The organism is Stenotrophomonas sp. 10N36 (assembly GCF_056395005.1).
In genome coordinates this window covers 111,258-131,366 of record NZ_JBFTIS010000009.1, presented here as the reverse complement: position 1 = coordinate 131,366, position 20,109 = coordinate 111,258, and the positions used below count along the sequence as shown (strand labels likewise).

At 67.8% G+C, this 20,109-nt stretch carries 14 protein-coding genes; 12 read left to right on the top strand and 2 right to left on the bottom strand.

The annotated features are described in order from the left end of the window. The first annotated feature begins 371 nt into the window (after positions 1-371). The 5 genes from AC1DCJ_RS11125 (at position 372) to AC1DCJ_RS11105 (ending at position 6,586) form a co-directional block, all read left to right on the top strand. Positions 372-1,547, top strand: a complete 1,176-nt coding sequence (locus tag AC1DCJ_RS11125; protein WP_314404346.1) for a phosphoglycerate kinase — start codon at positions 372-374, stop codon at positions 1,545-1,547. After that, positions 1,547-2,212 carry an HAD hydrolase-like protein gene (locus AC1DCJ_RS11120; protein ID WP_478070954.1) on the top strand — a complete coding sequence of 222 codons (666 nt, stop codon included), beginning with the start codon at positions 1,547-1,549 and terminating at the stop codon, positions 2,210-2,212. Before AC1DCJ_RS11125 ends, AC1DCJ_RS11120 begins: the two co-directional genes overlap by 1 nt. A gap of 213 nt (positions 2,213-2,425) precedes the next feature. Next, entirely contained in the window at positions 2,426-3,892 is a 1,467-nt protein-coding gene (gene pyk, locus AC1DCJ_RS11115; protein ID WP_137190187.1) for a pyruvate kinase, read from the top strand. 167 nt (positions 3,893-4,059) lie between these two features. Next, positions 4,060-5,064: a class I fructose-bisphosphate aldolase gene (locus AC1DCJ_RS11110; protein WP_141057437.1), complete on the top strand. Its 1,005-nt coding sequence runs from the start codon at positions 4,060-4,062 to the stop codon at positions 5,062-5,064. 190 nt (positions 5,065-5,254) lie between these two features. Further along, the gene (locus tag AC1DCJ_RS11105) at positions 5,255-6,586 is read left to right on the top strand and encodes a M1 family metallopeptidase (protein WP_478070953.1); all 1,332 of its coding nucleotides are present in this window, start codon (positions 5,255-5,257) and stop codon (positions 6,584-6,586) included. A 307-nt stretch (positions 6,587-6,893) separates the two neighbouring features. Here AC1DCJ_RS11105 and AC1DCJ_RS11100 read toward each other — a convergent pair whose 3' ends face one another. Next, on the bottom strand, positions 6,894-7,493 hold the full coding sequence (locus AC1DCJ_RS11100) for an O-acetyl-ADP-ribose deacetylase (RefSeq protein ID WP_137190185.1): 600 nt from the start codon (positions 7,491-7,493) through the stop codon (positions 6,894-6,896). A 246-nt stretch (positions 7,494-7,739) separates the two neighbouring features. After that, positions 7,740-8,699, bottom strand: coding sequence for a cysteine synthase A (gene cysK / locus AC1DCJ_RS11095; RefSeq protein ID WP_478070952.1), 960 nt, complete (start codon positions 8,697-8,699; stop codon positions 7,740-7,742). A 204-nt stretch (positions 8,700-8,903) separates the two neighbouring features. Here cysK and AC1DCJ_RS11090 point away from each other — a divergent pair, with 204 nt between their 5' ends. From AC1DCJ_RS11090 to AC1DCJ_RS11060, 7 genes are all read left to right on the top strand, one after another. Next, complete coding sequence (locus AC1DCJ_RS11090) at positions 8,904-9,887, top strand: LysR family transcriptional regulator (RefSeq protein WP_038686579.1); 984 nt, start codon at positions 8,904-8,906, stop codon at positions 9,885-9,887. Positions 9,888-10,197: 310 nt separating this feature from the next. Further along, a complete protein-coding gene (locus AC1DCJ_RS11085) occupies positions 10,198-10,632 on the top strand; it encodes a DUF2946 family protein (RefSeq protein WP_478070982.1) in 435 nt (144 codons plus the stop codon). 73 nt (positions 10,633-10,705) lie between these two features. Beyond that, positions 10,706-12,766, top strand: coding sequence for a TonB-dependent copper receptor (locus AC1DCJ_RS11080; protein ID WP_478070951.1), 2,061 nt, complete (start codon positions 10,706-10,708; stop codon positions 12,764-12,766). 414 nt (positions 12,767-13,180) lie between these two features. Continuing rightward, entirely contained in the window at positions 13,181-14,266 is a 1,086-nt protein-coding gene (locus tag AC1DCJ_RS11075) for an efflux RND transporter periplasmic adaptor subunit (protein ID WP_137190182.1), read from the top strand. After that, positions 14,263-17,388, top strand: a complete 3,126-nt coding sequence (locus tag AC1DCJ_RS11070; protein WP_478070950.1) for an efflux RND transporter permease subunit — start codon at positions 14,263-14,265, stop codon at positions 17,386-17,388. Before AC1DCJ_RS11075 ends, AC1DCJ_RS11070 begins: the two co-directional genes overlap by 4 nt. Before the next feature lie 338 nt (positions 17,389-17,726). After that, positions 17,727-19,244, top strand: coding sequence for an alanine/glycine:cation symporter family protein (locus tag AC1DCJ_RS11065; RefSeq protein ID WP_478070949.1), 1,518 nt, complete (start codon positions 17,727-17,729; stop codon positions 19,242-19,244). Beyond that, entirely contained in the window at positions 19,237-20,076 is an 840-nt protein-coding gene (locus AC1DCJ_RS11060; protein ID WP_425533146.1) for a TrmH family RNA methyltransferase, read from the top strand. Before AC1DCJ_RS11065 ends, AC1DCJ_RS11060 begins: the two co-directional genes overlap by 8 nt. Positions 20,077-20,109 lie beyond the last annotated feature (33 nt).

The following is a 20,109-nucleotide window of genomic DNA, read 5'->3' as shown; positions in this document are numbered from 1 at the left end:
CCTTCCGCACTGGTGAGACTGAGAGCTGCCGGGCAGCGCCCGGCACTACCGGTGGGCTTTTGCATGCGCGCCGACCAACTGTCGAGTGTGGGGGCCTGTGGGTTCACGGGACCCTGAGCCGCATGGATGCGGCGACGGAGCTTACAGGGACGTACTTGCAGCGTGTCCCGTGAACCCACAGGCCCCCGCACAGCGAAGGAGCATCGGCCGCAGGGCTTTGGACGTGGACGTGGACGTGGACGTGGACTTGGACTTGGCTTCTGCTTCTGCTTCTGCTTCCGCCCCAAAATTTGCGATGCACCCGCGCAGCCGGGACAATGGGCGTCTGCGCCGTGCGTGGCGCCCTTTCCTTTTCAGCCAAAGAGTTGCCCATGTCCATCGTTCGCATGACCGACCTCGATCTCTCCGGCAAGCGCGTGCTGATCCGCCAGGACCTCAACGTACCGATCGAGAATGGCCGCATCACCTCCGAACAGCGCATCACCGCATCGCTGCCGACGCTGAAGCTCGCACTCGAAAAGGGCGCTGCCGTCATGGTCACCTCGCACCTCGGCCGCCCCACCGAAGGCGTCTGGAGCGAAGCCGAATCGCTTGCCCCCGTGGCCCTGCGCCTCTCCCAACTGCTCGGCGTCCAGGTCCCGCTCGTGCGCGACTGGGTTGACGGCGTCGACGTTGCCCCCGGCTCCATCGTCCTCCTTGAAAACTGCCGCATGAACGTCGGCGAAGGCAAGGACGACGAAGCGCTCGCCAAAAAGTATGCCGCCCTCTGCGACGTCTTCGTCATGGACGCCTTCGGCACCGCGCACCGCGCCCAGGCCTCCACCCATGGCGTCATCCGCTTCGCCCCCATCGCCGCCGGCGGCCCGCTGCTCATGGCCGAACTCGAYGCGCTTGCCAAGGCCCTGCTCGCGCCCGCCCAGCCGCTGCTCGCCATCGTCGCCGGCAGCAAGGTCAGCACCAAGCTTGAACTGCTGTCCAGCCTCGTTGGCAAGGTCGACCAGCTCATCGTCGGCGGCGGCATCGCCAACACCTTCATCGCCGCCGCCGGCTACCCGGTCGGCAAGTCGCTGTACGAACCGGACCTGCTCGACACGGCGAAGAAAATCGTCGCCGACGCCAAGGCCCGCGGCGCCGACATCCCCCTGCCCACCGACGTCGTCGTCGCCAAGCAGTTCCTGCCCGACGCCGAAGCCACCGTGAAGGCCGTCGCCGACGTCGCCGAAGACGACCTCATCCTCGACATCGGCCCGGACACCGCCCAGCACTACGCCGGGCTCATCGCCAAGGCCGGCACCGTGGTCTGGAACGGCCCCGTCGGCGTGTTCGAATTCGAAGCCTTCAGCCACGGCACCCAGGCCCTGGCCCAGGCCATCGCCGCCTCCCCGGCGTTCTCCATCGCCGGTGGCGGCGACACCCTGGCGGCCGTGGACAAGTACGACATCGCCGGCCAGGTCAGCTACATCTCCACCGGCGGCGGCGCGTTCCTGGAGTTCCTGGAAGGCAAAACCCTGCCGGCGGTCGCCGCGCTGGAAGCACGGGGCGCCTGATGACCCTCGGTCGTCACACCTTCGAACAGCGTGCAACGCTGTTCTTCGACCTCGATGGCACCCTGATCGACTCGGCGGTCGGCATCACCCAGTGCGTGGCGCATGCGCTCACCCAGATGGGCCAGCCGGTCCCGCCGCAGGACGAACTGCGGCGCTGGATCGGTCCGTCGCTGCGCACCAGCTTCGGGCCGCTGTTTGCCGACCCGGTCGATGTCGAACAGGCGGTCACCTACTACCGTGAGCGTTTCGACGTGGTGGGCTGGCGCGAACACGAGGTGTACCCGCGCATCGGCCAGGTCGTGCAGGAACTGCACGGCCGCGGCCACCGTCTGGCCATCGTCACCGCCAAGAACGAGCCGCATGCACGCCGCATCATCGACCACCTGCCGTTTGGCAGCTGCTTCGAGGACGTCATCGGGGCCACGATCGACGGCAGCCGCAGCGAGAAACCGCAGCTGGTCGCCGAAGCCCTGCAACGCCTCTCGCTGACCCCGGATCAGTGCTGGATGATCGGCGACCGGCGCATGGATATTGCCGGCGCGCGTCATCACGCCATGCGCAATATTGGCGTGTTGTGGGGATTCGGCGGCGCCGAAGAGCTGCAATTGGCCGGTGCGCAGCATCTGGCAAACACGCCGGACGACCTGCTCACGCTGCTCGCCTGAGGCACGCGGYGGCGTCCCGTACGCCGCCGCATGTCCCGCGCAAAGCCAACCGGGTCGGGGCTTGTCGGCATTTCGGCATCAACCGATGTCCGCCCGGCGGTCCGCCGGTGTCTGCAGGACAACAGCAAGAGCCAGCTGCCCCAAGGCTGTAAACGTATTCATGGGACGTGAAGGGTGTGCTAATTTCGATCCTTTCCCGGGAGCCCATTTACCATGATTGAGCGTCAGCGTCGCACCAAGATCCTTGCCACCCTCGGACCGGCAACCGACCCGCCGGGCGTGCTGGAGGATCTCTTCCGCGCCGGCGTGAACGTGGTTCGCCTCAACTTCAGCCACGGTGATCCGTCCGGCCAGGCCAAGCGCGCCGCCGACGTGCGCGCCGCCGCGCAGCGCGTGGGCGTGGAAGTGGGCATCCTGGCCGACCTGCCGGGCCCGAAGATCCGCATCGAGCGTTTCGCCGAAGGCAAGATCAAGCTCAAGGCCGGTGACCGCTTCGACCTGGTCGCCTCGGCCACGCCGCCTCCGGGCGACACCACCCAGGTGGGCGTGAGCTACCTCGGCCTGCCGCAGGACGTGGTGGCCGGTGACGTGCTGCTGCTCGACGACGGCCTGATGCAGCTGCAGGTGCTGGAAGTGCAGGGCGAGCGCATCATCAACACGGTGCTCAACGACGGCGTGCTGTCCGACCGCAAGGGCCTGAACAAGCAGGGCGGTGGCCTGTCGCTGGGCGCGCTGACCGAGCGCGACAAAGAACTGATCGGCATCGTGGCCAAGATCGGCGTGGATTTCATCGCCGTCTCGTTCTGCCGCAACGCGCAGGACATGAACGATGCGCGCGCCATCGCCGAATCGCATGGCTGCTACGCCGCGCTGGTGTCCAAGATCGAGCGCACCGAAGCCATCGAGAACCTGGAAGAAATCGTCGACGCCAGTGATGTGGTGATGGTGGCCCGTGGCGACCTGGGCGTGGAAATCGGCGATGCCGAACTGCCGGGCCTGCAGAAGAAGATCATCAAGGCCTCGCTGGCCCAGAACAAGGTGGTGATCACCGCCACCCAGATGCTGCAGTCGATGGTCGAAAGCCCGATCCCGACCCGTGCCGAAGTGCTGGACGTGGCCAACTCGGTCATCGACGGTACCGATGCGGTGATGCTGTCGGCCGAAACCGCCGCTGGCATGTACCCGGTCAAGGCGGTCGAAGCGATGGCCCGGATCTGCCTCGGTGCCGAACGCCAGTTCCAGACCGAGACCGATTTCGGCGCCTCGCCGCGCAACCTGGAACGTGCCGACCAGGCCATCGCCATGGCCACCATGTTCCTGTCCCAGCACGTGGGCGTGCGTGCGATCGTGGCGATGACCGAATCCGGCGGCACCGCGCGCTACCTGTCGCGCTTCCGTGCCTCGGCCCCGGTGTTCGCGGTGACCCGCCACGACGGCGCCCGTCGCCAGATGGCGCTGATGCGCGACGTGTTCCCGATCAACTTCGACAGCCGCGGTTTCACCCCGCGCGAAGCCGCACGCGGCAGCATCCGCCTGCTGGTGGAAGCCAACCAGCTGCAGGCCGGTGACCGCGTGGTGTTCACCAGCGGCGAGCACATGGAAACCCATGGCGCCACCAACACCCTGCGCCTGCTGGAAGTGGGTGAAGACGGCCGCGCCAGCGGTCTGGGCGACCTGTAAGGGAAACTGCCGGGCAAACCTCGGCAGTGCAGCACACGGCGGCGCGGCGGAAACGTCGCGCCGTCATGCGTTGGGTGCCTGAAAGCGTTTCCAGATTCTGTGGACGGTCAGTTCACGGGAGGCGGGGGCTATAATTGCGTTTTTCCCGCACCCGCCACAGGAAATACATGAGCATCGAACAGCTGGCCGAAACCGCCCAGGCCATGGTCGCCCCGGGCAAGGGCATCATCGCGATCGACGAATCCACCGGCACCATCGGCAAGCGCTTCGCCAGCGTCGGCCTGGAAAACACCGAAGAGAACCGTCGCGCCTACCGCGAAATGCTGCTGACCACGCCGAAGCTGAACGAGCATATCTCCGGCGCGATCCTGTACGACGAAACCATCCGCCAGTCCACCAAGGACGGCGTGCCGTTTGCCAAGTACATGGCCGACAACGGCATCATCCCGGGCATCAAGGTCGACAAGGGCGCCCATGCGCTGGCCGGCTGCCCCGGTGAGCTGGTGACCGAAGGCCTGGACGGCCTGCGCGAGCGCCTGCAGGAGTACTACAAGCTGGGTGCGCGCTTCGCCAAGTGGCGTGCGGTGATCAACATCGGCGAGAGCATCCCGTCGGGCACCTGCATCGAGTCCAATGCCCACGCGCTGGCCCGTTACGCGGCGCTGTGCCAGGAATGCGGCCTGGTGCCGATGGTCGAGCCGGAAGTGATCATGGACGGCGACCACGACATCGAGACCTGCTACGAAGTCACCGAAGCGACCCTGCGTTCGCTGTTCGACGCGCTGTACCAGCAGAACGTGCTGCTGGAAGGCACCATCCTGAAGGCCTCGATGGTCATCTCGGGCAAGGGCTGCGAAGAGCAGGCCGACGTCGAGGAAGTGGCCGAATCGACCGTGATGTGCCTCAAGAGCACCGTGCCGGCGATCCTGCCGGGCGTGGTGTTCCTGTCCGGCGGCCAGACCGACGAGCAGTCCACCGCGCACCTGGATGCCATGAACCAGATGGGCAACCTGCCGTGGCCGCTGAGCTTCTCCTACGGCCGCGCCATGCAGCAGGCCGCACTGAAGCTGTGGGCCAAGGACACCAAGGCCAACATCGCCAAGGCACAGCAGACCGTGTTTGATCGCGCCAAGGAAAACGGCCAGGCGGCACTGGGCAAGTGGAACGGCTGATAACGGCCTGACCGCACCTGAAAGAATGCCGGCCCTGTGCCGGCATTTTTTTTGCTTCTTTGCCCAACCCGCCGACTCCATCGAACATCGCCGGTTTGTTTCCAGGTCCACTACCGTTGTGATGGCGTGCCGCACGCATCCATCGTGGCATGGCAGGATACGCCAGGCCTGGGCGAGAAGGGAGTCGAAGATGGCATGCCGTTCGTTGTTGCACGCGCTTCTGTTGATGCCGTTGTTGTTTGCCGTGCGTGCACATGCGTCTGCACCGCGCGCGTTTGATGTCATCAGCTACGAAGTCGCGCTTGAGCCGGACATTCAGCAAAAGCGCCTGCAGGGAAAAGTGACGGTGTGGTTCGACGCGGTCCAGCGCGTGCAGACATTGACCCTGGATGCCGGCGAGCTGGACATAGCTTCGGTCACCCAGGGCGGGCGTGCGCTGCAGTTCGAGCAGACCAACGGCCGCCTTCGGATCACACTGGCCGAGCCGATACCTTCAGGCGCCTTCGGCAACGTTCGCATTGCATACTCCGGCGCGCCCCGCTTCGGGCTGGAGTTCGCCCCCGAGCGCGACGAGGTGTACAGCGTGTTCTCCACCAGCCAATGGATGCCGTCGGTGGATGCGCCGGATGAGCGGGCCCGCCTGCATCTGTCGCTCACACTACCAGCCGGTCTGCTGGCCGCCGGCAGTGGTCGTGCAAAACCACCGCGCACGCTGGCTGATGGACGAATTGAACACCGGTGGTCGTCCGATAGCGCACTGCCGGCGTACGTGTATGGCTTTGCGGCCGGGCGCTATCAGGAAGCCACCCGCCAGCACGATGCCATCGCACTGCGCTTCCTGTCGGTGGATCGAACCCCGGCACAACTGCAGACGCTGTTTGCCCGCACCGGCGACATGCTCGACTTCTTCGCTGCGCGCGCCGGGCTGCCCTACCGCGGTGAGAGTTACCAGCAGGCACTGGTGAAAAGTACCATCGGCCAGGAAATGGCCGGGCTGTCGCTGATGTCCGAAGACTACGGGCAAGGCGTGCTGGACGATCCGGACAACATCGCGCTGATGGCGCACGAGGCCGCCCACCAGTGGTGGGGCAACCGGGTGACGTGCGCCAGTTGGGAACACTTCTGGCTCAACGAGGGCATGGCCAACTTCATGACCGCCGCCTACCTGCAGCATGCGCAGGGCGAGGCCGCCTACCAGGCGCAGGTGCAGGGCTGGCGCACGCGGTTGGAGGCGCTGCACGCCAAAGGCGCCGACCATGCGCTGGTCTATGCCAACTGGGATGCGCCCACCGGCGACGACCGCGCGGTGGTCTATCGCAAGGGCGCGTATGTGCTGCACCTGTTGCGCGGTGAACTGGGGGAGGACGCGTTCTGGCGTGGCCTGCGCGATTACACCCGCACCTACGACGGGCGTTCGGTGGTTACCGCCGATTTCCAGCGCGCGATGGAGAAGGCGGCAGGTCGTTCACTGCAGCCGTTCTTCGACGAATGGGTCTATACCGCTGGGGCAGCGGAGGGGTAACGGGTCTCCGTCGCCGTCAAGCGCGCACAGCGGCGGAGCCTGCCGAGTGCAGCGTCCCAAGGGCAGCGCGCGCAGCGTCCGAGGTAGGGTCGCACCCCGGTCGACTGCACGTGCGTCGTGTGATCGCGATAGTGGGCCGTGTGTCGGCCGAAGACGGCTGGTGGCGAAAAGCCCGCGCCGTTTCATTTACATGCCGACATCGAACGATGTCTGAGGGTCGGCAGTCGACCGGGGTGCGACCCTACCTAAGCAACCGCAACCGCAACGGACCCAGCCCTACTGACAGGGCCGGCCCCAGGCAGCGTCCTCAGTGCGCTGCCGCTGGCGGCAGCCCCAGGTCCAGCGACGGCATCAGCGGCGACGGCGGCGGCTCGATCGGCTGGCCCTGTGCGGCAAGCGCCGACTGGTAGGCCTTGTACGTGGCCGCGTTGTACGCCACCAGGATGATCCGGCGCGGTTCGCGGTGCGAGCGCTGCCAGGCCACGGTTTCGGTGGCTGCAATCTGCGCCGCCTGATGCAGCGGATAACCGAACACGCCGCAACTGATGGCCGGGAACGCAATCGAGTGCAGGTCCAGCTTTTCAGCCAGCTGCAGCGACTTCCAGTAGCAGTTGGCCAGCAGGGCCGGTTCGTCGCGCTGGCCGTCCTGCCACACCGGACCCACCGTATGGATCACATGGCGGGCCGGCAGGTTGTAGGCCGCGGTGGCACGCACCTCGCCGGTGGGGCAGCGCATGCCCGGGCGGATCTCGGGCAGGGCCTGGCATTCGGCCAGCAGCGCCGGGCCGGCCGCGCGATGGATCGCGCCGTCCACACCGCCACCGCCAAGCAGGGATTCGTTGGCCGCATTGACGATCGCATCCACCGCCAGGGTCGTAATGTCGCCCTGCCACACTTCGATCTTCATGCGTGCCGCTCCTTGATACTGATACCGGGTCCATGCAACGGGTGACTGCTGCCTCGCACGTTACCGGGCGGGGGATCTAGGCTGCGTCATCATCGTCTCAGGCGGCGCGACCCGATGTGCGCCGCCTTGCAGTTCACACGATGCGGTCCATTGCCTTCACCGTAGATGAAGGCAATAGCGATAGCTGAATACGAAGACGCCCACCGGGCGGTGGGCGTCTCGGGCTTATTCAGACCAACGCGGGGCTCAGGGCAGACCGGCCAGCCAGTCGTCGTCGGAGCCCTCGTTGATGTCGGCAAACAGCGGGGTCGAGAAGTAGCGCTCGCCGGTGTCGGGCAGCATCGCCAGGATCACGCTGCCCTTGTCGGCCCGGTCGGCGATGTCCAGCGCGCTGGCCACCGTGGCCCCGGCGGAAATACCCACGAAGATGCCTTCCTCGGCGGCCAGCCGGCGCGAGGTCTCGATCGCGCGCGCATCGTCGACCGTCAGGAGTTCGTCGTAGACACCCCGGTTGAGCACCTCCGGCACGAAGTCCGGGGTCCAGCCCTGGATCTTGTGCGGCTTCCATTCCTCGCCCTTGAGCAGCGCCGCACCGGACGGTTCGGTGGCGATGATGCGGGTGTCCGGGCGGGCCACCTTCAGCACCTCGCCCACGCCGGTCAGGGTGCCGCCGGTGCCCCAGCCGGTCACGAAGTAGTCCAGGCGCTTGCCGGCGAAGTCGCGCAGGATTTCCGGCGCGGTGGTGTTGCGGTGGTAGGCCGGGTTGGCCGGGTTGGCGAACTGGCTGGCCAGGAACCAGCCGTGCTCGTCGGCAAGTTCCTTGGCGCGGCGGACCATGCCCGAGCCGCGCTCGGCCGCCGGGGTCAGGATCACCTTGGCCCCGTAGGCGCGCATCAGCTTGCGGCGCTCGATGGAGAAGGTCTCCACCATGGTGGCCACGAACTTGTAGCCGCGCGCGGCCGCCACCATCGCCAGCGCCACGCCGGTATTGCCGGAGGTGGCTTCGACGATGGTGTCGCCGGGCTTGAGCACGCCGCGCGCTTCGGCGTCCAGGATGATCGCCAGCGCAAGCCGGTCCTTCACCGAACCGCCGGGATTGAATGACTCGACCTTGGCGTAGACGGTGACGTGGTCGGGGGCGATGCGGTTCAGGCGGACCACCGGGGTGTTGCCGATGGTGTCCAGGATCGAGTTGTACAGGGCCATGGGAATGCTCCAGGGAAGTCCGTTCACCGCGCCCGGCGCGGCAGGGGGAGGGCAGGGCGGGGATGCTCCGGCAGACCGTAGCCCCGGCATATGCCCCCGGGAAATGACCTGATACCCTTCTTAAACAACATTTGGTTATAAGCTGGTGACGGCAATTGCCCTACAGTCGGATTGCCCTCCCTTCGCCTGCCGTGCCACACGCCCATGACGCTGACCCAACTCCGTTATCTGGTGGCCATCGCCGACGCCGAGCTCAACATCACGCTCGCCGCGTCGCGGGTGCATGCCACCCAGCCTGGCTTGTCCAAGCAGCTCAAGCAGCTGGAAGACGAGCTGGGCTTCCTGTTGTTCGTGCGCAAGGGGCGCAGCCTGGAAGCGGTCACGCCGGCCGGCGTGGAAGTGATCGGCCGCGCACGCGCCGTGCTGGGCGAAGCCAACAACATCCGCACCTACGCGGCCAACCAGCGCCGTGAAAGCCAGGGCCAGCTGGTCCTCACCACCACCCATACCCAGGCGCGCTTCGTGCTGCCGCCGGCGGTGGCGAAGATCAAGCAAGCCTACCCGCAGGTCAGCGTGCACCTGCAGCAGGCCGCTGAAAGCGATGCGCTGGACCTGCTCAGCCAGGGCGATGCGGACATTGCGATCATTTCCACGGCTGGCGCCGAACCCAGCGCCGGTATCGCCATTCCGCTGTACCGCTGGCGGCGGCTGGTGCTGGTGCCGCGCGGGCATGTACTGGACCGCCCCGGCGCGGCGCCGGACCTGCAGGCGCTGTCCACCCAGCCGTTGATCAGCTATGAATCCTCCACCCGCGGCAGCTCCTCGTTGCAGCGTGCCTTCGCCAGTGCCGGGCTGACCCCGGACATCGCGCTGACCGCGCTGGATGCGGATCTGATCAAGACCTACGTGCGCACCGGCCTGGGCGTTGGCCTGCTGGCGGAGATGGCGGTCAACGCCAGTGATGAAGACCTGCGCGCGTGGCCGGCCCCGGCCCCGATCGACGAGTGCATCGCCTGGGCGGTGCTGCCGCGTGACCGCGTGCTGCGCGACTACGCGCTGGAGCTGGTGCACGTGCTGGCCCCGCAGATCGACACCCGCGACCTGCGTCGCGTCATCGACGGCAACCAGGAGGCCAACTGGCCGCTGCCGCCCACTTGGGAATCGCTGACGCAGACCATCACCGTCTGACGGGGTGCCCGACCAACGGTCGGGCGCTACCGCTGCACGGGACGCGGGACGCGGGTGGCACAGACCACCGGACACGTGCGGCACATCGCACCCGGTTGGGACCACACATCGCACCCACGGCCCGGCAGGTGCCGACCGTTGGTCGATACATTGCCTCCGACAGCGCGCATGCCGCCCGCATTCGCTGCGACGGTTGGTCGCAGGGCGTCGGGCCGCCCGAGCCATGGTCGGGCGCTACCATGACCGGGTGAATGTCCGCCGTCGCCCGTATGCCGTCCTGCTGCAGCTCGCCTTCGTGGCCACGCTGCTGATGGCGCTGGCGCCGCTTGTCAGCCGCTGGCAACAGGCGCATGCCGATGCGCCGTTGATGCTGATGCCCTCGGGCATGGCCCATGCCATGCCGGTTGCCGATGCTCCCGCCGACCCGCACGCCGGGCACGGCATGCCGGCCTCGCACCAGCACCACGCGATGCCGATGCAGGACATGCCGATGCAGGGCATGGACACGCACGCCGCCGCCCCGTCGCCGAGTGCACCTGCGCCACCGCTGGACGAACACGCCGGCCATGGCGAGGCGTGCGAGTACTGCATGATGGCCTCGCGGCTGATGCCGTGGCTGGCGGTGCTGATCCTGTTGCTGCCGGCACTGCCGGTGATTGCCCCGACGGTGCTGCGCGCCGTCGCCACGCCGCGCAGCCTGCGTTGGCCCGCGCATGCCGCACGCGGCCCGCCGCTGAACGCCTGAAACCGCCGATGCCCTTTCCTGCTGCGTGACGCCGTGATGGCGGCGCGCGCCTGTGCGTTTTCTGGAGTTCCACATGAATCTCGCTTCCCGCAGTGCGGGCGCAATGACGCGCCTGTCTGTTTCCCTGTCGCTCGCCCTGGCCATGCTGCCGCTGCACGCCGCCGAGCGTGAGCCCGCGCAGACCCTGGACACGCTGGTGGTGACCGCCACCGCCCCGTCCTCGCCACTGCATTGGGTCACCGACCCGCGCCTGCCGCGCCAACCGGTGCCGGCCAGCGATGGCGCCGACTACCTCAAGACCGTGCCGGGCTTTTCGGCGATCCGCAACGGCGGCACCAACGGCGATCCGGTGCTGCGTGGCATGTTCGGGTCACGCCTGAACATCGTCAGCAACGAGGGCAACCTGATCGGTGCGTGCCCCTCGCGCATGGACAATCCGCTGTCCTACATCGCGCCGGAAACCTTCGACCGGCTGACCATCATCAAGGGACCGCAAAGCGTGCGCTGGGGCGCCGGCGCGTCGGCCGGTACGGTGCGTTTCGAGCGCGACACTCCGCGTTTCGACGCACCGGGCGTGGACATCAACGCCAGCGCGCTGGTGGGCTCGCGCAACCGCAATGATCAAGTGCTGGACCTGACGGCCGGTGCGTCGCAGGGCTACGTGCGCGTCAACGGCAACCGCTCTGAGGCCGACGATTACAAGGACGGCAATGGCGACGTGGTGCCGTCGAAGTGGCGCAAGTGGAACAGCGACGTGGCCGTCGGCTGGACGCCCGATGCCGACACCGTGCTGGAGCTGTCGGCCGGCACCGGTGACGCCGTCGCACGCTATGCCGGGCGTGGCATGGACGGGGCCGCGTTCAAGCGCACCAGCTATGCCGCCCGCTTCGAGAAGGACAACCTGCCCGGTGCCTGGGACAAGCTGCTGGCCAACGTGTATTACAACGACGCCGACCACGTCATGGACAACTACACGCTGCGCACGCCGAACCCGGACAGCAGCATGCCGATGCCGATGGCCGCCAATGTCGACCGGCGTACCACGGGCGGGCGCATCGCCTCGGAATGGCGCTGGCAGGACATCGCGGTGGTCGCCGGCGTGGACGCGCAGGACAGCCGGCACCGCGACCGCAGCGGCATGGGCCGCAACACCTATCAACAGCAGCCCTGGCGCACCGATGCCCGCTTCGAGAGCCTCGGTGCCTTCAGTGAAATCACCTTGGGCGAAGGCACCGCCCAGCGCTGGGTGGGCGGCCTGCGCATCGACCGCGCCGAGGTCACCGACGAACGTCGTACCAGCGGCATGATGGCCATGCCCAACCCCACCGCCGGCCAGCAGCGCCGCGAGCACCTCGGCAGCGGCTTCCTGCGCCTGGAGCGTGACCTGGCGCCGTCGCTGACCTGGTACGCCGGCATCGGCCACAGCGAACGCATGCCCGACTACTGGGAACTGTTCTCGCCAGATAGGGGGCCGATGGGCGCGGCGAACGCGTTTGCTGGCATCCAGCCGGAGCAGACCACCCAGCTGGACCTGGGCCTGCAGTACCGCAGCGCGCGCCTCAACGCGTGGGTATCGGCGTATGCCGGCCGCCTGCAGGACTACATCCTGTTTACCTATAGGGACGGCGGCATGATGGGCAGCATGACCCAGGCCAACAACGTGGATGCCCGCATCGCCGGGGCTGAAGCCGGGGCCGACATCACGCTCGGTGCGCACTGGAAACTGGGCGGAAGCCTGGCCTATGCCTGGGGGGAAAACCGCAGCGATGGCGCCCCGTTGCCGCAGATGCCGCCGCTGGAAGCGCGTGTGAGCGCCACCTGGGAAGCCGACCGCTGGAGCATCGGCGCGCTGGCCCGGGCGGTGGCGCACCAGCACCGCGTTGCCGACGGCCAGGGCAACGTGGTGGCCCGTGACCTGGGCCCGAGTGCCGGCTTTGCCACCCTGGCGCTCAATGCCAGCTACCGCATCAACGATGCGCTGCTGCTCAGTGCCGGCATCGACAACGTGTTCGACCGCGCCTACAGCGAACACCTGAACCTGGCCGGCAGCGCCGACTTCGGCTTCCCCGCCGACCCGGTGCGGATCAACGAACCGGGCAGGACGGCGTGGATGAAGGTGAACTACCGGTATTGAAGACGTAGCGCCGGGCGTTGCCCGGCTGCATGCCCACCCCCACGTAGAGCCGGGCTCTGCCCGGCTGAAGGCGTCACCGCCCGACATGGACCCGCAGCCACGTAGAGCCGGGCTCTGCCCGGCTAAAGGCGTCACCGCCCGACACGGACCCGCAGCCACGTAGAGCCGGGCTCTGCCCGGCTGAAGGCGTCACCGTCCGACACGGACCCGCAGCCGGGCAGAGCCCGGCTCTACGCGATGCCCCCGGCTATTGACGCCATCCGACACGCGCCGATACACGCCGTTACACACCCGAACAGGCCAGCACGAAAGGCGTTTCGGCTGCCACCGGGCGCCGGTAAACGCTTGGCACATATGCCCGGCCAGCCCCGACCCGTACACTCGGCGATCGTGGGTTTAACGGGATTTTTTCAAATGTTGGGACGCATCACCGCGCGCATCGCCGCTGGCCTCACCCTGGCCCTGCTGGCCGGGTGCAGCAGCAAGGACGACACCGCGCGCCGGGCGGCAGACGCCGTACCGGTCACTACCCAGGTGGTGCAGACCTCCGCATGGAACGACACGCTGCAGGCGCTGGGCACCGCCAAGGCCCGTGAGTCGGTGACCATCACCGCCAAGGTCAGCGAGATCATCGAAACCGTCCACTTCGAGAGCGGCCAGCAGGTCAGCGCCGGCACCCCGTTGGTCACCCTGCGCGGTCAGGCCCAGGAAGCGGCCCTGCTGCAGGCGCAAGCCACCTTTGCCGAGGCCGACCAGCTGTACAAGCGGCAGCGCGAACTGGCGGCCCAGCAGCTGGTGGCCAGCGCCACCCTGGACACCCAGCGTGCCATCCGCGATGCCGCCGAGGCGCGCGTGCGCGAAATGCAGTCGGACATCGGCGACCGTCGCGTGCGCGCGCCGTTCGCCGGTGTGCTCGGCATTCGCCAGGTCAGCGCGGGTTCGCTGGTCACCCCCAGCACAAGCATCGCCACCCTGGACGACATCGAACGCATGCACGTCGATTTCCAGGTGCCGGAAGCCGAACTTGCCAGCCTCGGCAACGGCGACAAGGTCACTGCCACCAGTGTTGCCTATCCCGGCCGCAGCTTCGAAGGCGTGGTGGCTACCATCGACACCCGGGTCGACCCGGGCACCCGCGCGGTCACCGTGCGCGCCGACTTCATCAATGCCGACCACGCCCTGCGCCCGGGCATGCTGCTGGATATCCGCATGTTCCGTCCGGAGCGCCAGGCCCTGGTGATCCCGGAAATCGCCGTGGTCCAGGTGGGCCGCGACTCGTTCGTGTACCGGGTCAAGGCCGACCACAGCGTTGAACGCCTCGACATCACCAGCGGCGCGCGCCGTGCGGGCGTGGTCGAAATCCGCAGCGGGCTGAAGGCCGGCGACCGCATCGTGGTCGACGGTACCGGCAAGCTGCGCCCGGGCCTGAAGGTCGATGACCGCCCGGCGCCGGCGGCGTCCGCCGTGCCCGCCGCCAAGCCCGCGGACCCGGCCGGATGAAACTCTCCAACATTTCCATCCAGCGCCCGGTCTTCGCCGTGGTGATGAGCCTGCTGCTGGTCGTGCTGGGCGTCATGTCCTTCACCCGCCTCACCCTGCGCGAGCTGCCCGCGATCGACCCGCCGATCGTCTCGGTCTCGGTGGATTACACCGGCGCCTCGGCCGCGGTCATCGAAAGCCGCATTACCCAGGTGCTCGAAGATGCGCTGGCCGGCATCGAAGGCATCGACACCATCAACGCGCGCAGCTCCAACGGCCGCGCCCAGGTCAGTATCGAATTCACCTCCAACCGCGATATCGAAGCGGCGGCCAACGACGTGCGCGATGCGGTCAGCCGCGTCGCCGACCGCATGCCCGAAGAAGCGCGGCCGCCGGAAATCGCCAAGGTCGAGAGCGACGCCGACCCGATCATCTGGTTCAACATGACCTCCTCCAGCATGGACACGCTGGAGCTGAGCGACTACGCCGACCGCTACGTGGTCGACCGCTTCTCCAGCCTGGATGGCGTGGCCCAGGTCCGCATCGGCGGGCGCCAGCGCTATGCCATGCGCATCTGGCTGGACCGCGACCAGCTCGCCGCGCGTGGCCTCACCGTGGGCGATGTGGAAACCGCGCTGCGCAACGAGAATGTCGAGCTGCCGGCGGGCCGCATCGAATCGGCCGACCGCGACTTCACCCTGCGCGTGGAGCGCAACTACGTGAAGCCGGAAGACTTCGCCACCATTCCGCTCGGCAAGGGCGCCGATGGCTACGTGGTGCGCATGGGCGATGTAGCCAAGATCGAGCTGGCCTCCTCCGAACGACGCGCGTACTACCGCAGCAATGGCGAACCGGGCATCGGCCTGGGCATCGTCAAGACCTCCACCGCCAACTCGCTGGACGTGGCCCGCACCGCGCGTGCCGAAGCCGAGCGGGTCGGGCAGACCCTGCCCGAAGGCACCCACATCTTCGTCGCCTTCGACAACACCACCTTCATTGAAGCGGCCGTGGACCGCGTCTACGCCACGCTGGTGGAAGCCATGCTGCTGGTGCTGGCGGTGATCTGGCTGTTCCTCGGCAGTTTCCGCGCCGCGCTGATTCCCGCAGTCACCGTGCCGGTGTGCCTGGTGGCCGCGTTCATCGCGCTGTACGCGTTTGGTTTCTCCATCAACCTGCTGACCCTGCTGGCACTGGTGCTGTGTATCGGCCTGGTGGTCGATGACGCCATCGTGGTGGTGGAGAACGTGCAGCGCCGCATCGACCTGGGCGAACCGCCGCTGGTGGCCTCCAAGCGCGGTACCGCGCAGGTGGCCTTCGCGGTGATCGCCACCACCGCCGTACTGGTGGCGGTGTTCCTGCCGGTGGGCTTCCTGGAAGGCAATACCGGCCGCCTGTTCCGCGAGTTGGCCGTGGCCCTGGCCGCCGCCGTGGCGCTGTCGGCGTTCGTGTCGCTCACGCTGACCCCGATGATGGCCTCCAAGCTGCTCAAGCCGCATACCGGACAGCCGCCGCGCGGTCTGCACGGCGTGATCAACCGCAACCTGGACCGCGTCTCGGCGGCCTACGGGCGGGTGCTCGACGCGCACGTCGGGAGTACCTGGATATACGTAGTGGTGATGGTGCTGTCGCTGCTGGCGAGCGCGCTGCTGCTCAAGGTGCTGCCGTCCGAACTGGCGCCGGCCGAGGACCGCGGTTCGTTCCAGATCATGATCGATGGCCCGGAAGGTGCCGGCTACGACTACACCGTGGGCCAGGTGCAGGAAGTGGAGAAGGTGGTGGCCGGGTTCGTCGGCGACGACAAGCCGATCGTGCGTGCCAACCCGCGCGTGCCCGGCGGCTTCGGTGCCAGCGAAGAAATGCATACCGGCCGCATCAGCGTGTTCCTGCAGCCGTGGAAGCAGCGCGACGTGGGCACGCCGGACGTGGCCGCCGACCTCCAGAAGCACCTGGACGGCATCCGCGGCGTGCGTGTGCGTACCCAGGTCGGTGGCGGCCTGGTGCGCAGCCAGGGCCAGCCGTTCCAGATCGTGCTGGGCGGGCCGGAGTACGCCGAAATCGCGCAGTGGCGCGATCGCATGCTGGCGCGCATGGCCGACAACCCGGGCCTGGTCGGCCCGGATTCGGACTACAAGGAAACCCGGCCGCAGATGCGGGTCAACATCGACCGCCAGCGCGCCGCCGACCTGGGCGTGTCGGTCACCGCGATCGGCAGCGCGCTGGAAACCATGATGGGCTCGCGCCGGGTCACCACCTTCGTCGACAACGGCGAGGAATACGACGTGCTGGTGCAGGCCGGCCGCGATGGCCGCGCCACCCCGGCCGACCTGGCCGCCATCCGCGTGCGCGCCAGTGGCGGCGAACTGGTGCCGTTGTCCAACCTGGTCACGCTCAGCGAAGTGGCCGAGGCGGGCAACCTCAACCGCTTCAACCGGCTGCGCTCGATCACCATCACCGCCGGGCTGGCCCCGGGCTACCCGCTGGGCGAGGCGATCGCGTGGGCCCAGCAGACCGCCCGCGATGAACTGCCGCAGCACGCGCAGCTGGACTGGAAGGGCGAATCGCGCGAATACCAGAACGCCGGTAGCGCCGTGCTGCTGACCTTCGCCATGGCATTGCTGGTGGTGTACCTGGTGCTGGCCGCGCAGTTCGAGAGCTTCATCCACCCGCTGGTGATCATGCTGACCGTGCCGCTGGGCGTGCTCGGCGCGCTGCTGGGCCTGTATGTCAGTGGCGGCAGCATCAACCTGTTCAGCCAGATCGGCATCGTGATGCTGGTCGGGCTGGCGGCCAAGAACGGCATCCTGATCGTGGAGTTCGCCAACCAGCTGCGCGACGAAGGCCGCGACGTGCACCGGGCCATCGTCGAGTCGTCGATGGTGCGCCTGCGCCCGATCCTGATGACCTCCATTGCCACGGTGGTCGGCGCGATCCCGCTGGTGGTTGCCGGCGGCCCGGGCTCGGCCAGCCGCGGCACCATCGGCATCGTGGTGATCTTCGGCGTCACCGTGTCCACCTTCCTGTCCCTGTTCGTGGTGCCGGCGTTCTATTCGCTGCTGGCCCCGTACACGCGTTCGCCCGAAGCGGTGGCCCGTGAGCTGGAGAAGCAGGAGGCGGAGACCCCGTCGGTGGGCGGGCACGCCTGACCGGGGTCCGGTGGGGCGGCGATGCTGAATGCGTTGCCGCGCGCCGGGGCCAATGAAAGGATCGCGGCCGTAGAGCCCGGCTCTACGGCGCTGGCGTGTCGTTGCCGGGGCGCGGCGTGTCGTTCCCCCGCCGCATGGCAACGCGTTCATCCCCCTCGCCGCCGGCCCCCACACACCCGGCTGGATAGTGACGGGGCAGCCGCGTAGAGCCGGGCTCTGCCCGGCTGCTCTGCCCCCACGCACCCGGCGCTACCCGTGGCGGCCCTGATGGTGGAGAATCGACGCGGTCCCCTCCAGCCGACGGGACGTCCTTTTTTTCCGCCGACTGGAGAGAGCGCGTGGAAGCAACCGTACATTTCATCAACAGCATCATCTGGAGCAAGGCGCTGATCGCCGTGTGCCTGGGTGCCGGCCTGTTCTTCAGCATCCGCACCCGGTTCATGCAGATCCGCGGCTTCTTCGAGATGTGTCGCCTTACCGTCCAGGGCGAGAAGTCCGACGCGGGCGTGTCCTCCTTCCAGGCCCTGGCCATGTCGATGGCCGGCCGCATGGGCATCGGCAACATCGCCGGCGTGGCCACCGCCATCGCCTTCGGCGGTCCCGGTGCGATCTTCTGGATGTGGGTCATGGGCTTCGTCGGCGCCTCCACCTCGTACGTGGAATGCACCCTGGCCCAGATCTACAAGACCAAGGACGCCGAAGGCCGCTACCGTGGCGGCCCGGCCTACTACATCGAAAAAGCCATGGGCATGAAGTGGTACGCCCTGGCCTTCGCCGTGGCCACCATCATCGCCGCCGGCTTCCTGATGCCGGGCGTGCAGGCCAATGCCATCGCCGACAGCATCATCAACGCCTGCCGTGGCGGCGCGCTGTGCGGCCCGCTGGATGGCCAGGTGCTGGGCATGGAATCGGTCCAGGCGCTCAAGCTGGGCATCGGCGTCGTGGTGGCGCTGCTGCTCGGCGTGGTCATCTTCGGCGGGGTCAAGCGCATCGCCAACTTCGCCGAAGTGGTGGTGCCGTTCATGGCCGCCGCGTTCATCCTGATGGCCATCGTCATCATGATCATCAACTACGACCGCGTGCCGGAAATGTTCGGCATCATCTTCGACAGCGCCTTCGGCACCCACGCCGCGTTCGGCGCGATGATGGGCCTGGCGGTGGAGTGGGGCATCAAGCGCGGCATCTATGCCAATGAAGCCGGCCAGGGCTCGGGCCCGCACGCCGCCGCCGCCTCGGAGGTCTCGCACCCGGCCAAGCAGGGCTACGTGCAGGCCTTCGCGATCTACTTCGACACCATGATGGTGTGCACCGCCACCGCCTTCCTGATCCTGGCCAGCGGCACCTACAACGTGTACTCGCCGGTGGAAGGTGCCGCCCCGATCTTCCAGGGCCTGGCCGGTATCCCGGAAGGTGCGGGCTACGCGCAGGCCGGCGTGGAAGCGGTGTTGCCGGGCTGGGGCGCCTCGTTCGTGTCGGTGGCGATCTTCTTCTTCGCCTTCACCACGATCATGGCCTATTACTACATGGCCGAAACCAACCTCAGCTACATCAACCAGAACCGCAAGCGCCCGCTCACCGTGCTGGTGCTGCGCCTGGGCATCATCGGCATGGTGGTGTTCGGTGCGTTCCACAACGCCACCCTGGCGTGGGCGCTGGGCGACATCGGCGTGGGCCTGATGGCCTGGTTGAACATCATCGCCATCCTGATCGTGCAGAAGCCGGCGATGCTGGCGCTGCGCGATTACGAACGACAGAAGAAGCTCGGCCTGGATCCGACCTTCGACCCCGATGCATTGGGCATCAAGAACGCCGATTTCTGGCGTCAACGCAAGCTGGAGTTGTCCCGTAGTGAATGATCCCTGGAAGAATGCCCGCCGCCCGTCTTCGCGGCCGCCGCGGGCCACCCCGCTGCCCCCGCGCGAGAGCGGCACGCCGCCACCGCCGGGGCGGGGCAACGACGAGCTGCGCCTGTACGGCTGGAACGCCGTGCAGGCCCTGTTCGACAAGCGCCCGCAGGCGCTGCGCAAGCTGTACCTGGCCGAATCGCTGATCCCGCGCCTGCAGCCGATGCTGAAGTGGTGCGTGTCCAACCGGGTGGGCTACCGCGTGGTGGAAGAGGGCGACCTCAACAAGCTGGCCGCTACCACCCACCATGAAGGCGTGGTGGCCGACGTGCTGCGTGCGCCGATGCTGGAGCTGGGCGAGTGGCTGGGCACGCTGCCGGCCGGTACGCCGGCGCTGGCACTGTGGCTGGATGGCGTGGGCAATCCGCACAATTTTGGCGCGATCCTGCGCTCGGCGGCGCATTTCGGCGTGGCCGGCCTGCTGCTGCCACCGGGGTCCACGCTGGCGTTGTCCGGTGCGGCCGCGCGCGTGGCCGAAGGCGGCGCCGAATCGGTGCCGCTGGTGCGCCTGCCCGCGCTGCCGGAGGCGATGCAGCAGCTGCGCGACGCCGGCTTCGGCTTGGCCGCGACGCTGGTGGACGGCGGCGACAACCTCTTCGCCAGCGACGTGCCGGCGCGGCTGGTCTACGTGATGGGTGCCGAAGGCGAAGGCATGGACCGTGAGCTGGCGCAGGACTGCGACGCGCAGGTGTCCATTCCGGGCACCGGCGCAGTGGAAAGCCTCAACGTGGCATCGGCGACAGCGGTGCTGTTGGCGCACTGGTACGGACGCCAGGCACGCTGAGCAGGACGCGGTTTTCGGGTAGCGCGCGTGCGC

Bases quoted from the DNA above. Each gene is read 5' to 3' on its own strand.
- AC1DCJ_RS11120 (WP_478070954.1), top strand. From the start codon at position 1,547: ATGACCCTCGGTCGTCACACCTTCGAACAGCGTGCAACGCTGTTCTTC.
- pyk (WP_137190187.1), top strand. From the start codon at position 2,426: ATGATTGAGCGTCAGCGTCGCACCAAGATCCTTGCCACCCTCGGACCG.
- AC1DCJ_RS11110 (WP_141057437.1), top strand. From the start codon at position 4,060: ATGAGCATCGAACAGCTGGCCGAAACCGCCCAGGCCATGGTCGCCCCG.
- AC1DCJ_RS11105 (WP_478070953.1), top strand. From the start codon at position 5,255: ATGGCATGCCGTTCGTTGTTGCACGCGCTTCTGTTGATGCCGTTGTTG.
- AC1DCJ_RS11100 (WP_137190185.1), bottom strand. From the start codon at position 7,493: ATGAAGATCGAAGTGTGGCAGGGCGACATTACGACCCTGGCGGTGGAT.
- cysK (WP_478070952.1), bottom strand. From the start codon at position 8,699: ATGGCCCTGTACAACTCGATCCTGGACACCATCGGCAACACCCCGGTG.
- AC1DCJ_RS11090 (WP_038686579.1), top strand. From the start codon at position 8,904: ATGACGCTGACCCAACTCCGTTATCTGGTGGCCATCGCCGACGCCGAG.
- AC1DCJ_RS11085 (WP_478070982.1), top strand. From the start codon at position 10,198: ATGGCGCTGGCGCCGCTTGTCAGCCGCTGGCAACAGGCGCATGCCGAT.
- AC1DCJ_RS11080 (WP_478070951.1), top strand. From the start codon at position 10,706: ATGAATCTCGCTTCCCGCAGTGCGGGCGCAATGACGCGCCTGTCTGTT.
- AC1DCJ_RS11075 (WP_137190182.1), top strand. From the start codon at position 13,181: ATGTTGGGACGCATCACCGCGCGCATCGCCGCTGGCCTCACCCTGGCC.
- AC1DCJ_RS11070 (WP_478070950.1), top strand. From the start codon at position 14,263: ATGAAACTCTCCAACATTTCCATCCAGCGCCCGGTCTTCGCCGTGGTG.